Consider the following 14,027-nt stretch of genomic DNA (forward strand, 5'->3'; position numbering starts at 1 on the left):
AATGACAATCCTAGTAGTTAACTTTATTTATACCTAATTCCCCAATCTCTATTTTCAAACAGTGCTTAACCAACTTAGGACAATCTCAGTCCCCTCTCCTGGGCAGCTTTTCAAATGGAAACTACCACCAATAGACTGAGCTCGTTCTTTCATTATTGCTATACCTAAATGACCAGGTGATATTTTTGTCGCATCAAAACCATGGCCATTATCCCTGATACGCAATACCATCTTCTGTGAATCGCTGTGGAAACTGACTGATAGTTGTGTAGCTTGGGCGTGTTTAATTATGTTGTTCAGTGCTTCTTGAGTAATGCGGCAGAAAACAAGCTTTACCTCATCAGACACAGGCCGATCGCCTTCGAGCTTCGTTATTACCTGTAAACTTGTCCGTCCTAGAATTGCCTCGATTAACTGCTGTAGCAATTCACTTAATGGTTTTTCTGTCAAACTACTGGAACGCAAGTCCAACAGTAGATTCCGCATCTCGGCTAACGCCCCCTGTGTCAGTTGGACGAGTTCTTCTAATCCCTGTTGGGCTGTCTCTGGGTAACGTTGCCACACTCTAGGTAACGCTTCGGCAATTGTTGCAACAGAAAACAGCCTCTGCGATACTGAATCGTGTAAGTCACGGGCGAGGCGATTTCGTTCAATTTCCACAGCAATCTTTCGTAGCTGTTCGCTTTCAATTAATTTTTCTCGCAGTTTCACCGCTTGGATCAACTCCTTTGTCAGCCGTAGACTCATAATTACCACGAAGGACATAAATCCAAATTCAGCCAGGTATATGGATTTGATTGTCCCTAAATCCACTAGGCGATCGTGTTGAACAGTTCCTATCAAAATGGCTACGCTCAGACACACAATCAGCGCTGCTTGCTTTTCACCGCATCGATATTGACGGTAACAAGCGTAAAACAGGAAAACAGTATTACTGATTAAAGCTAATAATTGAAAACTGAATAGAGGATTCAGTGTACCTTTTGGGGAAGTAATTGATTCGCCCCAAGGCAAAGAAATACTTGATAGGTTACTGATATGAGAGTACAGAATTCCCGTGGGAGAAATTTGGTTAATTAACAGGCTGATGACGTACAGACTATTCAGCACCAAAATTAAACGCACTGGCTTAACTCTAGTATATAAAGCTATGAACCATACAATAGTAATTCCGTAAATATATCCTATAGAAGATACTAATTTTTTGGCAGTTATATAGTTTTCGACATTAGTCGCTTGATATGTGAGTATCAAAGCCAGGATATAGACAACAGATCCTAAGCAAAGTAACCCAAAGCAGAAGTGAAGCGCTGTTTGTAATTTGCCACAAGCAATCAGCAGGTGTAATAGCCCAATGTATAAGCAAATACCAGCAACTATCCCCAGAATGATTGGAACAAAAGTCATTATTTATTTAATTAAAAATTTATATTTAACAGCAAAGAAGTAATATCACTCCATGAAACACGGTTTATATTTTTACATACATATTTTATTCATAATTAATAATTATATAGGACAAAGATCCTAGTCAAAACTGGGATCTTTGTTCGATGCGGTGACTGAGGCGATCGCTGTATAATCCACTTCACCAACGCAAAATTTTACTAACTGTCTAGCCTATGCAAGCAAAACACACAGGTGCAAAAGCTTTTATGTCAAGGCAATAAATCAAAGCCAATTAATCGTTATGACTGCCAAAATCCACTTTATCTCAGGCTTACCGCGTTCCGGTTCTACTTTACTCGGAGCCTTACTGCGGCAAAATCCCCGATTTCACGCCAGTATGTCTAGCCCCGTCGGTAGTCTGGTAAACCGAATGCTGGAAGCGATGAGCGAAGACAACGAATATTCTGTCTTTATCACCCCTGAGCAAAAACGGGCATTAACCTTAACGATATTTTCAACATTCTACCAGCCGCAAGCTCAAAAAGAAGTCATCTTTGATACTAATCGGCTGTGGTGTAGCAAATTGTCCTTAATTCAAGAGCTATTTCCTGGCTCAAAGGTGATTTGCTGCGTGCGGAATGTTGCTTGGATTATGGATAGCATCGAACGGCTGATTAGAAAAAATGCTTTTGATGTGTCGCGGATGTTTAATAATCCTGGTGAACGCTCCACAGTTTACACATGTGATTGTCGCCCAGCCGATAGAAGCGGTGAGGTAATGAAGCTTTAAATTGTTCCTCTTTCCTACCAAGCTGCAAGTTTGATGTATTGACCTGCACCTTTGTTGCATTCACCTACAACAAAGTTACATTGACCTGCAACTTTGTTGCACTGACCTGCAAAAGCTAACCCAAGATATACAAAACCATGAAGAAATTCTTTTCAACTCTAACCCTAACAACAGCTACAGCTTTAACCGTTGCGCTAACAGGAGGAGCAATGAGCAGTGACTCCGTTTTAGGCCAGACATCTATTGACTTAGCGACGTTACGTAGCGCCGCTGTGTCTAAACACAACACTTATCGAGCCACACATAAAAGCCCTAACATCACCATCAGTGATTCCCTAAATAGTAGCGCTCAAGCTTGGGCTGAGAAGATTGCCAGTAGTGGAGAATTTGAACACAGTACTAATCGCAACAATGTGGGAGAGAACATATACGCTTCTTACAGTACACAAAGCACCGTAGACCCAACCACCCTTGGCAATACAGCAGTTAAGGAGTGGTACGACGAAATTAAAGATTATAACTACGCCAATCCCGGATTTTCTAGCGAAACAGGGCATTTCACTCAAGTGGTGTGGAAGGGCAGTACGCAATTAGGCTGTGGTGCAGCACAAGGCACTGCAACGATTGAAGGTACTAATTATAACGCCTTCTATGTGGTCTGTCAGTACGCTCCTGCTGGGAATGTGCAAGGGCAGTTTCCTGATAACGTACTCAAACCTTAGTACTTTGTCAAGCAAGTTTTGAGGGTTGGTAGTAAGCACTTTAGTGCTTAAAAGAATCAGGACTAAAGTCCTGACTACAAACTCAATTATCCATAAATTCAACATTGTAGAGACCCAAAATTTCGTCTCTGTACAAGGGTTTCCTCAACTTGTCTTTACCCCCCTTAATCCCCTCTTGGAAAGCAGGGAGACCAGAAATAAATCTAATCTAGTTCCCTCCCCTTTACAAGGGGAGGGTTAGGGTGGGGTAAAACGGCTGTAGGACAAAGGTTTGAGCTTAAGTTGATACCAATGAACATTGTTGTGCCCCTACGATAACCTTTACCTCCCCAAGCTGCAATCTGCTGTAAGTCATTCACCTCAAACAAAAGAAGTAAATCAAATGGCAAATTTCATCGTCAACCAAGCCACCGATGACGACTTTGATGCATGAGCGTTGCAAAAATTAGCCATGCTCAGTCTTTATGTAGAGGCGTTGGCGTAGCCCACCGTAGGTATCGCCACTCTCATCATTCAACATAAGTATTAATTATATAGGACAAAGATCCTAGTTTTGACTAGGATCTTTGTTCGATGCGGTAATTAAGCAGATAGCTGTATAATCTATCTTGCCAAAGTAAAAATTTAGACAACTGCCTAACCGAGCAGACATCAAACCAGTTTTAATGCTCAAACGCAGACGGTGCAGGGGAATATTTGACTGCGTTTTCTTAACCTAAATGCTAATTCTTTATTAAATAAAGTCGCATTAGTCACGCGCCTGTGGGAGTATTCAATGATCCAGGGTCACAAATCAAAGCTAATTAGTCTCCTTTAAACCAACAACCAATGCAAACCCCTGTTTCTGCCCCTATTAGGCTAGAAATGAACGCTTGTGAGCAATTCGGCTCTTGGCTATACGAGCAAAATCTCAGCTTGGCATTCACAACCTACCAAACCAACCGCCTTTTTTTCGTTGGTAGCCAAGCGAACGGACAGCTGAAGCTCAACGAAAGACTATTCGACAAACCAATGGGGCTATATGTAGCAGGCAAAAGCCTCTACATGACTACCCGCTACCAACTCTGGCATTTTGATAACTTCTTGGGTAATGGCGAAAAGTACAAGGAATGCGTTAGCGGAGCGCTGCTGGAAGCAGATCGCCTTTATGTCCCCCGCACCGCCTACACCACCGGTGATGTCAACGCCCATGAAGTAGTCTTGGACGATGCAGGAAAAGTTATTTTTGTCAATACCGACTTTAGTTGTTTAGCCACCCTCAGCCCAGACTACAACTTTGTCCCCATTTGGCAACCGCCCTTCATCTCCAAACTTGTCGCCGAAGACCGCTGTCATCTCAATGGTTTAGCGATGGTAGAGGGCAAACCCGGCTATGTCACCGCCTGTAGTACCACAGATACAGCCGCCGGGTGGCGTAATCATCGCGTCGATGGCGGAGTCGTCATCGACGTTAACCAAAACGAAATTATTGCCACAGGCTTATCCATGCCCCATTCTCCCCGTTGGTATCAGGGGAAATTATGGTTACTCAATTCCGGCACAGGGGAATTAGGCTACATCGAGGATCGTCAATTCCATCCCATCACCTTCTGCCCTGGATTTGTGCGCGGATTAGCCTTTTGGCAAAACTTCGCCTTTGTGGGACTATCTCAATTACGTTCCCAGAGTTTTACCGGATTAACTCTAGAAAACCGCTTAAATTCCCAAGGAAATCGCCCCCAATGTGGCTTAATGGTAATTGACTTGCAGACAGGCACAGCCCTGCACTGGCTATATTTTCAGGGAGTAATTGAAGAACTATTTGATGTTGTAGTTCTGCCTGGGGCGCTACAACCCCAAGCAATTGGTTTACAGTCAGACGAAATTCAGCGCCTAGTCACATTTCCCAACAGTGGCGGCATTGTCACCACCAAACCCACCGCCAAACGTCCCAGTTTAGGAACAGCCCCCCCTGTCGCTGGTTTACCCACACAACAAATTACCCCCCTTAATCCCCCCTTAGAAAGGGGGAAATCGGACAATCTAGTTCCCTCCCCTTTACAAGGGGAGGGTTAGGTGGGGTAATCCCGGAACTAGTAGTGAAGCAGTCTTTTCAAGCGGGGATCAAATCCGTTACCAACGGGTGTATCACCTCAACAGCAGCAACGCCCTCGACTACAATCACCTCACCTATCCCAGCCTGCAAAAACGCTGGCGAACTCAACCGCCCCAAGGCGAATTAACTGGGCTTTCTGCTTCCCTAGACGGTGCAATAGTCGGCTTTGCCATCAGCGAACGTTTAAACCCCCAACAAGCCGAAATCATCTCCCTATTCGTCTTACCCGAATACCGTAGTCAAGGAATTGGCACGAGGTTAGTCGCCTATTTAGAACAAGAATTAGCCCAACAGGGATGTGTTGAAATTACCCTCAGCTATTCAACCAGTACACTTACCAATGTCGCTTTAGAACCGCTACTGCAAAAGCTACATTGGCAATCACCCCAAATTAACTTGGTGCTTGGCAAAACCGCTACAGAAAAAATTGCCCAAGCCCCTTGGTTAAACAAGTATCCCCTACCTCCAGCCTTTGAGGTGTTTCCTTGGTTAGATGCCCGTTTATCCCTGCCGCCTAATGTTGAGGCACACCGCTTAGAACCCCTAAATAGCTTGGGATTGCGCTATCAGGGGGAGGTTATTGGTTGGGTGTTAACCCATCGGGTGGCACCTGACACAATTCGCTACACCACTTTTTCAATTGCACAAGCATTCCAGAAGCGGGGGCGAGGGGTTTCGCTGTTAGCGTCAGCGATTCGTCGTCAAGTTGACAGTGGTGTTCCCTACCTCACGGGTTCGGTTTTTTACCGATATCCGCGTTTGTTGAAGTTTGTCGAACGACACCTGACACCCTATTTAACTGGGGTAGGGGAAGTGCGGCAAACGAGTAAGTTGATTAACCCTACATTTGAATCAAGAGAAAACTAACATGGCTGACCCGAATTTTAAAGCCCCAATTACCAACCCCTTCGGACTGACGGGTGTAACACTTTCTTCTAAACCCACCTTAGCCGATATCGATGGCGATGGAGACTTGGATGCTTTTGTGGGGAATTTTTACGGCAATACCGCGTTCTACCGCAACACTGGAACTACTGCTGCTCCGGGAGCAATGCGATTTTGTGAGATGACCCCACCTGGAGAGCGATCGCTAATAAACTCTTACGTATATATTTAGTATTTTATACAAAAGTTGCAGCAATATTGCTTAGAAGATACAACCTGCTACCAAAAACAAAGTTTCTGTACATTGTTGCTACTAGAAAAAAAGGTAAAATTTCCTTTCAGGAATAGTTTTGAAATAGGAAGTATCTACCTTTATGAAAAAAAATATATCTGCAAATTTAAATTTTGCCGATTCATTATCAGATTTTCAAAAGGATGTGACTAACCTTTTAGATTTGAAAAATATCGAGGAGTGGTCTGGAAAAATAGTTAAAGAAAGAGAAGAAAAAATTAGACAGGCTGCCTTAGTTTTAGCGGGTCAATGTATCGCCATATTATTGCATAAGCTTTCTCAATCAGAGTCGGCTCATCAAACAGCAATTAATCAAACCAAAGGATGGTGGCATACCGACACACAAAGACACGGTTATACGAAGAGGGAAATATTAACAGTAGGTAATGTTGTAGTAAATCTTAAATTACCATACGTTGTTCAAAAAAGAGAAAAGAAAGCGAAGAATAAATCTACTAATGTTGGATTCTGCCCCTTGCTAAAATGGTTAGGAATGTCAGAAGGCTTGACCCCATTAGTTTGGTCAGATATTACAAAATATGGTGCCATAGCTAGTTCTTTTGAAGCCGCACATACAATCCTGGGTGATTGGGGAATTAATATTAGTCTTAAACGAATTGAACGATTGACATATAAATTTGGTCAAATCAGCATTGATTTACGTCAAACTAAAATATCTAACTTGCAACAAGGTAAATTACCTGGTGGGAATATACTTAAAGACCAGAGAGTTGTGATTGCTGTAGATGGTGGCAGGAGTAGAATTAGGATTAATAAAAAAGGTAGAAAAAATCTCAAAACAAACAAGCACGGCTTTACAGGGGAATGGGTTGAGCCAAAATTATTAACAATTTATGTGGTTGATGAACAGGGTAAAAAAGTTAAAAATGGCGAAATAAACATTGTAAATGATGGCACTTATGAAGACTATAAAGGCTTTTTGCCAATTTTAGAAATGCATCTGATTAGTTTGGGAATTAGTCAAGCAAAACAAGTTTTATTAGTTGCTGACGGTGCTGAATGGATTTGGAAGCATATTCCCCCTCTTTTAAAGAAATTGAAATCTCCCGATGCGACTTATCAATTATTTGATTTTTACCATGTTACTGAACGGCTACAGAAATTTGCTGATGTAGCGTTTAGTGATGATAAGGAGCGGAATAATTGGTTTAAAAAAGCACGGAGAACTTTAAAAAAAAGTAATGCCATGACCATAATTAGGCAGATGGATGAATTTATATCTGAAGCTACGGGAGAGCGTTGTAAAACTATGGTCACACAGAGAAATTACCTTTTACGTGCCTATCGTGAAAGGCGTTTAAATTACGCTAAGATACTAGACCAAAAACTACCAATAGGTAGTGGAGCAATTGAGAGTTTAATTCGTCAAGTTGTCAACTTAAGAATCAAGGGTAACAGTAAATTTTGGTTGAAAGAAAATGCAGAAATTATCTTACATCTGCGTTGTCAATGGATGGCTGGAAGTTGGGATAATTTTTGTGGTTCTATCTTTAATTCTTTTATCAAACCCCAAGCTGCTTGATAAATTTTATACTTTAATCTTGCCTTTAATTTACTTTTTGACATAATTCATACTAAGTATGAAAGGCTGATTGCAGATATTTTTATAAAAAATCGTCAAATGACTTGCTATTAATCTTTTTGAGATATTTCATCAAGATGAATTTTTGTGCAAACCAGTATTTTATTTGCAAATAAAATCACCTTGTACCTAAATATAATTTTTAGCGATGGCTACGCCCGCCGCAGGCATCGCTTGTTTTTGACCAGACCTCACAAAATCGCATTGCTCCCTGCTGCTCCCAGCTTCACCTTTGAAGCCAACAATCCCTTCGGACTGACGAATGTAGGGAACGTTGCTGACCCCACCTTTGCCGATATCGATGGCGATGGGGACTTGGATGCTTTTGTGGGTAGGGGTGACGGCAATACCGTGTTCTACCGCAACACTGGAACTACGGCTGCTCCCAGTTTCACCTTGGAAGCCACCAACCCCTTCGGACTGACGGATGTGGGACTTTCTGCTAAACCCACTTTTGCCGATATCGATAACGATGGGGACTTGGATGTTTTTGTGGGTAGTCAGAACAACGGTATCAGTTTCTACCGCAATACTGGAACTTCGGCTGCTCCCAGCTTCACCCTTGAAGCCACCAACCCCTTCGGACTGGCGAATGAGTTTGTGGCTTCACCCGCCTTTGCCGATATCGATAACGATGGGGACTTGGATGCTTTTGTGGGTACTTACACGACCACTGCCGTGTTCTACCGCAACACTGGAAATGCCGGGACTCCCATCTTCACCTTTGAAGCCACCAACCCCTTCGGACTGACGAGTGTGGGTTATATTTCTTCACCCGCCTTTGCCGATATCGATGGTGATGGGGACGTGGATGCTTTTGTGGGTAATGTTAGCGGCAGTACCGTGTTCTTCGAGAATGACAGTGCGCCCACTGGTTCACCCACAGCCACGTTAAGCAACACCGCCGAAGATACAGCCATCACAATTACTGCGGCTGACTTATTAGCAGGGTTCAGCGATGTGGATAGTACCCTCTTGGTTGTTAACTTAACTGCGACTAACGGTGCATTGGTGGACAACTTGAATGGGACTTATACCTTCACTCCGACTGCCAACTTTAACGGCGCAGTTAATCTGACCTACGATGTCACTGATGGCACAACAACCTTAACTGGACAAACTCAGACTTTCTCTGTAACCCCAGTTAACGATGCGCCAACAGGTTCACCCACTGCGACGTTAAGCAACACACCAGAAGATACAGCCATTAATATTACTGCGGCTGACTTATTGGCAGGTTTTACGGATGTAGATACCAGTGATACCCTTTCAGTTACCAACTTAACTGCGACTAATGGTGCATTGGTAAATAACAATAATGGGACTTATACCTTCACCCCAACTGCCAACTTTAATGGTGCAGTTAATCTGACTTACGATGTGACTGATGGCACAGCAACCTTAACTGGACAAACCCGCAGTTTCTCTGTCACCCCCGTTAACGATGCGCCTGTTGCTGTTGATGACAGTGTTTCCACATTCTTTGGTACTCCTGTCAACATCGCAGTTAGTAGCCTACTGGCAAATGATAGCGATGTTGATAGCACCGGACTCAGCATCACTGGTGTCAGCGGTGCTACTAACGGTACTGCCGTCCTGAATAATAACGGCACAGCCGGCAACACCGCAGATGATTTTGTTTCCTTTACGCCAAATCTTCTGTTCTCTGGTAATGCCAGCTTTAATTACACCCTCAGCGATGGTAGCCTCACTGATACTGCTACGGTGACTGTGGCCGTCGGTCTGATCAATAATGGCACTAATTTCGCGGATAGTCTGATTGGCAGCATTGGTAACGACATCATCAACGGCGGCAATGGCAACGATACCATCAAAGGCGGCGCAGGTGACGATAGCCTCTTTGGCGAGAATGGTAACGATGTCTTGTATGGCGATGGACTGATGGATGGCGGCGCGGGTAACGATACCCTCAACGGTGGTAATGGCGATGATACCCTCTACGGGGGTGGTGGTAGCGATCGCCTCTACGGTGGTAATGGCAACGATATCATCTTTGGTGGTTTTAGCAGCGATATCCTCACGGGTAACAACGGTAATGATACATTTGCCTTTGCTGCTGGAGAAGGGACTGATACCATTACTGATTTCTCTGACGGTAATGATTTGATTGGACTGTATGGTGGTTTAAGCTTTGGGCAACTGAGTTTCTCAGGTAGCAATATCAAAGTGACTTCGACGAATGAAATTTTGGCGACGCTGACTGGTATTAATACGACGACGCTGACTGCTGCTGATTTTGTAACACTCTAGGATCGTAGCCTTTTTGGCTGATTGGTGATGCGATCGCGTTTTCTTTGGTAATGAGATTCGTTTAGGCAATCAAACTTTAGCGATACTGATTGCCTTTGATAGCACCACGCTGACGCAGAACAATTTTATCTCTGTTTAAGTTTATTGGGTGAGCAAATGTTTGCTCACCCTACAAATTGGCTAAATGCATTAATTTGTAACTTTGGTGCATCGACTTGCACCTTTGATGCATTAATTTGTAACTTTGGTGCATCGACCTGCAACTTAGTTGCATCGACTTGCACCTTTGATGCTTCGACTTACATCTTTGTTGCATTGGCTTGCACCTTTAATGCATCAAAGAGCAAAAATAAGCTTATCCTTTTCTTAGAGGGTGTTTTATCTAAAAACTTCACCTTACTGATAGCTTTAGGGTTGCAATGGGTACATTAAATATGTACCTTATAACAGTATGCTGATATGCCTACCCAAGATACAACACGCCGTTTGCGCCCTCAATTAATTAGTGAAGATGTTAATTCATGGCACGGCTTACAAACGATCGCCACTTATGAAACAACCCGTGCTGATGCTTCTGCTACCAACTTACAGCAAGCTTATCAAGCTATGTTGACCCAGCAACAAGCTGAAACCGAAAAACTAGCTTTATACCGGGCTGCGGCTGATGCTGCGCGATTAGCAGAATGGGAATTTCACAATGCGGTATTAGGGATGAAAGAAGTTGTGCGTGGGCAATATGGATTAGACAGCGATCAAGCTCAAGCGGTAGGATTGAAGAAAAAATCAGACTACAAGCGTCCCAGCCGCAAAAAGTTAGTCGCATCATGAGCTATGAAAAACTAGCACATTTTAGATGTGCGATCGCTCTATATATTTACATATAAAACCAAAAGGGTGGGCAAATGTTTGCTCACCCTACTTTTTACTAGAAGTTCTTGAATTTAGCGTTGGCGCACCCCGTCGCTAGCATTGCTCTTTTCCGTGGAAAAGAGCAATGCACCAGGTTACTTCAAAGTTCCTAAAATGGGTGTTAACTCAGTGTCTGAGATTTTTGGAATCGACAATCTATTCGCATAAATCTGAGGATTTGTTTGGGAAACAACAGCATAAGACTGGCGAATATGAGCATTAACTGCGACAGTCTTCACATCGTACATCTGCATTGCCATCTTAGGATACAAACCAATGCCAATAATCATCAGCAGAAAACAGGCAGCGATAAACACTTCACGTGGTCTAGCATCGTCGTAGACTGCTTCCTCTGGCACGAGGCAGTCTGTACCAAAACAAACTGTTCCCTCATCTTCTTGATTTTCCGAACCTGCATTATTAATGTCGCATAGCAGTGCTGCATCTTTACCATAAAATACCTCTCGCAGCATGGAAAGTAGATAGATGGGTGTGAGGATGACTCCGACTGCGGCGAGAAAAACCGTTACAGTGGAGAAAGTTGAACTGTAAACATCACTGGTTGTGATACCAAGGAAAACCGAGAGTTCGCCAGCAAAGCCGCTCATACCGGGGAGAGCCAGAGATGCCATCGCTGAGATTGTAAACAGAGCAAATACTTTGGGCATGGCTTGGCCAATACCACCCATGTCTTTCATTATCATAGTGTGGGTGCGATCGTAAGTAACACCCGCCAAGAAGAACAGCACCGATGCAATCAAACCATGCGAGATCATCTGTAACATTGCGCCGTTGATTCCCAAATCAGTGAAGGACGCAATACCCAGCAGTACAAATCCCATGTGTGAAATCGACGAATAAGCCAAACGCCGTTTCATATTAGTCTGAGCAAAGGAGTTCAATGCACCATAGATAATATTGACAACGCCCAGAATGGCTAGAACCGGTGCAAAATAAATGTGTGCATCAGGGAGCATCTCAAGATTTAGGCGAATCAGCCCGTAGCCACCCATTTTGAGTAAAACGCCGGCCAAAATCATCGACACAGGAGAAGATGCTTCTCCGTGAGCATCAGGCAACCAAGTGTGCATGGGGAAAACAGCGAGTTTGACACCAAATGCAATCAACAACCCTGCATAAAGCAGCAATTGTAGACCAAGCGGGTATTCCTTCATCGCAAGTTCGGTTATATCAAAAGACATATTACCGCCGCCGTATAGACCCATTCCCAGGGCTGCAACTAGAATAAATATTGAAGCTGCTGCTGTGTAAAGCAGAAATTTTGTAGCTGCGTAGCGGCGTCTCTGTCCACCCCAAATGCACACTAGTAGATATACGGGAATTAGCTCTACTTCCCACATGATGAAAAATAGTAGCAAGTCTTTGGCAACGAACACGCCTACTTGTGCCGAATACAGCACAAGCATTAGAAAATAGAAGAGGCGGGGGCGGTGATTAACTTGCCAGGCTGAAAAAATCGAGAGTGTGGTGACAAATCCTGCTAGAAGCACAAGGGGAAAAGAAAGTCCATCGATTGATACTGCCCAGTTGAGTCCTAACTGAGGCACCCAGGCATAGTTCTCCACGAGTTGAAAACTAGCACTGCTGGCATCGTAATGCTTCCAAAAGGCGTAACACATCAAGGCAAAGTCTGCGATACCTACGCCCAGTGCATACCAACGCACGCGCTTGCCGTCTTTATCAGGCAGCACAGGGATGAGCAGCGAAGCAATAAGTGGTAGCAAGACAATTGCGGTAAGCCAGGGAAATTGATCCGCCATCATCATATGAGTAAAAAATAATACTTTTCTGTGGATGATGTCATTTTACTAAACTTTGTAACAATCTCTTCATAAGTCTTTAGCCTAGTTATACATAGACCGAATCTATAAGTGCTTTGATCTATTTGAACCACAATCCCCTGTACGTTAGCACAGCTGTGCTACCCTACAACGTGGTCTATTTACCTGAAAATTGCTGTAAAGTTTTGAGTAAATAAAAATACCCGCTACCACATTAGGAAGGGTAGCGGGTATTTCTGCTAAAACTTTGGGCAATACCGACCTGATTTTTAGAAGTTCTCGAAGTTAGCGTTGGCGCAGCCCGCCGCAGGCATCGCCACTTTCATCTTATCCACCACCTCATCCACAGGTATAGCTCCCAATTCTCCAGAGGCACGAGTCCGGATACTCAAGGTGTTGGTTTCCACTTCCTTGGCTCCCACCACTGCCATCACTGGTATTTTATCTTTCTCTGCGTTGCGAATGAGTTTACCCAAGCGATCGCATCTCTTGGAAAATTTAATTTTTAAGCAACAGCAAATCCTGTATATTTTCTCACATTAGGTTCGTGAAATCCTAAAACAATATCTTCTTTAGGGATACCTGCTTCGACGAGTTCATTAGCAATACCATTTTCGGTATTGTCGCACTGAATCCAAACTTTACCGTGAATTATTTCGATATGAATTAAACAGCTATGCAGGTGTTGTTTATCGTCCCATCCTTCAGAAATAATTAGATATTGGTCATTTTCTGAATCAAATGCCGCTCGATTACGAATCTGAGCATTTGCATAGGAAATATTGAGATATACCTTAAGTATGTTGCAGATTACATTCCGGTAAGACTCTAGTTGATCCATTCGGTAATCACCTCTTCTTGTGAGTCGAATACAATTAATTTTATAGTCTTGTCTTCTAATAAAATTTTGCCAATTTCTTCTGTAAAAATTTTGATAAATACTGCGTCACGGATTGCTAAATAAAGAGTTCTTTGTGATTCAATTCTTATGAGAATTTTTTCGTACAAGATGTACTGACCAAGAGCATTTTTGAGGTCTTCTACTTCCGATATGCCGATAAAACTTTTTACTTCTACAGCAATTTTCTTTCCCCGTTTTTCTGCGGCCAACAGTTTTTCGGCTGCTAAATCAATAAATATATCCTTTTTACCAATTTTCAGACTAAGGGGGTCATGCGTAATCTTCCACCCATCTTTGATGAGTGCATTTTTCACACAATCATGATAAATGTCTTTAGCTGGCATTAATTCTGATTTTCAAGTTAATTT

At 43.1% G+C, this 14,027-nt stretch carries 15 protein-coding genes; 10 read left to right on the forward strand and 5 right to left on the reverse strand.

From position 1 onward, the window contains the following. Window positions 1-54: 54 nt before the first annotated feature. The gene (locus IQ276_RS30840) at window positions 55-1,407 is read right to left on the reverse strand and encodes a sensor histidine kinase (RefSeq protein ID WP_193917113.1); all 1,353 of its coding nucleotides are present in this window, start codon (window positions 1,405-1,407) and stop codon (window positions 55-57) included. A gap of 283 nt (window positions 1,408-1,690) precedes the next feature. Here IQ276_RS30840 and IQ276_RS30845 point away from each other — a divergent pair, with 283 nt between their 5' ends. The 10 genes from IQ276_RS30845 (at window position 1,691) to IQ276_RS30885 (ending at window position 10,875) form a co-directional block, all read left to right on the forward strand. After that, window positions 1,691-2,179, forward strand: a complete 489-nt coding sequence (locus tag IQ276_RS30845) for a sulfotransferase (protein ID WP_228043065.1) — start codon at window positions 1,691-1,693, stop codon at window positions 2,177-2,179. A gap of 137 nt (window positions 2,180-2,316) precedes the next feature. After that, window positions 2,317-2,901 (forward strand): CAP family protein, encoded by a 585-nt coding sequence (locus tag IQ276_RS30850; RefSeq protein WP_190882752.1) that lies wholly within the window; start codon window positions 2,317-2,319, stop codon window positions 2,899-2,901. 298 nt (window positions 2,902-3,199) lie between these two features. Next, window positions 3,200-3,334, forward strand: coding sequence for a hypothetical protein (locus tag IQ276_RS40430; protein WP_255264364.1), 135 nt, complete (start codon window positions 3,200-3,202; stop codon window positions 3,332-3,334). Between the two features lie 395 nt (window positions 3,335-3,729). Next, window positions 3,730-4,956: a TIGR03032 family protein gene (locus IQ276_RS30855; protein ID WP_235116120.1), complete on the forward strand. Its 1,227-nt coding sequence runs from the start codon at window positions 3,730-3,732 to the stop codon at window positions 4,954-4,956. 67 nt (window positions 4,957-5,023) lie between these two features. Continuing rightward, a complete protein-coding gene (locus IQ276_RS30860) occupies window positions 5,024-5,863 on the forward strand; it encodes a GNAT family N-acetyltransferase (RefSeq protein WP_235116121.1) in 840 nt (279 codons plus the stop codon). Window position 5,864: 1 nt separating this feature from the next. Continuing rightward, window positions 5,865-6,113, forward strand: coding sequence for an FG-GAP-like repeat-containing protein (locus tag IQ276_RS30865; protein WP_235116122.1), 249 nt, complete (start codon window positions 5,865-5,867; stop codon window positions 6,111-6,113). A 142-nt stretch (window positions 6,114-6,255) separates the two neighbouring features. Further along, window positions 6,256-7,716 carry an ISLre2 family transposase gene (locus tag IQ276_RS30870; RefSeq protein WP_193925627.1) on the forward strand — a complete coding sequence of 487 codons (1,461 nt, stop codon included), beginning with the start codon at window positions 6,256-6,258 and terminating at the stop codon, window positions 7,714-7,716. A gap of 147 nt (window positions 7,717-7,863) precedes the next feature. Then, window positions 7,864-10,047: a cadherin-like domain-containing protein gene (locus IQ276_RS30875; RefSeq protein WP_235116123.1), complete on the forward strand. Its 2,184-nt coding sequence runs from the start codon at window positions 7,864-7,866 to the stop codon at window positions 10,045-10,047. A gap of 156 nt (window positions 10,048-10,203) precedes the next feature. Beyond that, window positions 10,204-10,479 carry a hypothetical protein gene (locus IQ276_RS30880; RefSeq protein ID WP_235116124.1) on the forward strand — a complete coding sequence of 92 codons (276 nt, stop codon included), beginning with the start codon at window positions 10,204-10,206 and terminating at the stop codon, window positions 10,477-10,479. A 27-nt stretch (window positions 10,480-10,506) separates the two neighbouring features. After that, complete coding sequence (locus tag IQ276_RS30885) at window positions 10,507-10,875, forward strand: hypothetical protein (protein WP_193923101.1); 369 nt, start codon at window positions 10,507-10,509, stop codon at window positions 10,873-10,875. Window positions 10,876-11,051: 176 nt separating this feature from the next. Here the strand turns inward: IQ276_RS30885 and IQ276_RS30890 are convergent, their stop codons facing one another. The 4 genes from IQ276_RS30890 to IQ276_RS30905 all read right to left on the reverse strand — a co-directional run bounded on the left by IQ276_RS30890 (window position 11,052) and on the right by IQ276_RS30905 (window position 14,003). Continuing rightward, on the reverse strand, window positions 11,052-12,740 hold the full coding sequence (locus tag IQ276_RS30890) for an NAD(P)H-quinone oxidoreductase subunit 4 (RefSeq protein WP_235116357.1): 1,689 nt from the start codon (window positions 12,738-12,740) through the stop codon (window positions 11,052-11,054). A gap of 287 nt (window positions 12,741-13,027) precedes the next feature. After that, window positions 13,028-13,288: a His/Gly/Thr/Pro-type tRNA ligase C-terminal domain-containing protein gene (locus IQ276_RS30895; protein WP_309245646.1), complete on the reverse strand. Its 261-nt coding sequence runs from the start codon at window positions 13,286-13,288 to the stop codon at window positions 13,028-13,030. Further along, a complete protein-coding gene (locus IQ276_RS30900; protein ID WP_193924316.1) occupies window positions 13,264-13,599 on the reverse strand; it encodes a XisI protein in 336 nt (111 codons plus the stop codon). The genes IQ276_RS30895 and IQ276_RS30900 overlap by 25 nt, the downstream gene beginning before the upstream one ends. Further along, window positions 13,587-14,003: a XisH family protein gene (locus IQ276_RS30905; protein ID WP_193924318.1), complete on the reverse strand. Its 417-nt coding sequence runs from the start codon at window positions 14,001-14,003 to the stop codon at window positions 13,587-13,589. Before IQ276_RS30905 ends, IQ276_RS30900 begins: the two co-directional genes overlap by 13 nt. Window positions 14,004-14,027: the final 24 nt, after the last annotated feature.

Origin of the sequence: Desmonostoc muscorum LEGE 12446 (assembly GCF_015207005.2) — a bacterium.
Classification (GTDB): domain Bacteria; phylum Cyanobacteriota; class Cyanobacteriia; order Cyanobacteriales; family Nostocaceae; genus Nostoc; species Nostoc muscorum.

Bases quoted from the DNA above. Each gene is read 5' to 3' on its own strand.
- IQ276_RS30840 (WP_193917113.1), bottom strand. From the start codon at position 1,407: ATGACTTTTGTTCCAATCATTCTGGGGATAGTTGCTGGTATTTGCTTA.
- IQ276_RS30845 (WP_228043065.1), top strand. From the start codon at position 1,691: ATGACTGCCAAAATCCACTTTATCTCAGGCTTACCGCGTTCCGGTTCT.
- IQ276_RS30850 (WP_190882752.1), top strand. From the start codon at position 2,317: ATGAAGAAATTCTTTTCAACTCTAACCCTAACAACAGCTACAGCTTTA.
- IQ276_RS30855 (WP_235116120.1), top strand. From the start codon at position 3,730: ATGCAAACCCCTGTTTCTGCCCCTATTAGGCTAGAAATGAACGCTTGT.
- IQ276_RS30865 (WP_235116122.1), top strand. From the start codon at position 5,865: ATGGCTGACCCGAATTTTAAAGCCCCAATTACCAACCCCTTCGGACTG.
- IQ276_RS30870 (WP_193925627.1), top strand. From the start codon at position 6,256: ATGAAAAAAAATATATCTGCAAATTTAAATTTTGCCGATTCATTATCA.
- IQ276_RS30880 (WP_235116124.1), top strand. From the start codon at position 10,204: ATGTTTGCTCACCCTACAAATTGGCTAAATGCATTAATTTGTAACTTT.
- IQ276_RS30885 (WP_193923101.1), top strand. From the start codon at position 10,507: ATGCCTACCCAAGATACAACACGCCGTTTGCGCCCTCAATTAATTAGT.
- IQ276_RS30890 (WP_235116357.1), bottom strand. From the start codon at position 12,740: ATGATGGCGGATCAATTTCCCTGGCTTACCGCAATTGTCTTGCTACCA.
- IQ276_RS30900 (WP_193924316.1), bottom strand. From the start codon at position 13,599: ATGGATCAACTAGAGTCTTACCGGAATGTAATCTGCAACATACTTAAG.
- IQ276_RS30905 (WP_193924318.1), bottom strand. From the start codon at position 14,003: ATGCCAGCTAAAGACATTTATCATGATTGTGTGAAAAATGCACTCATC.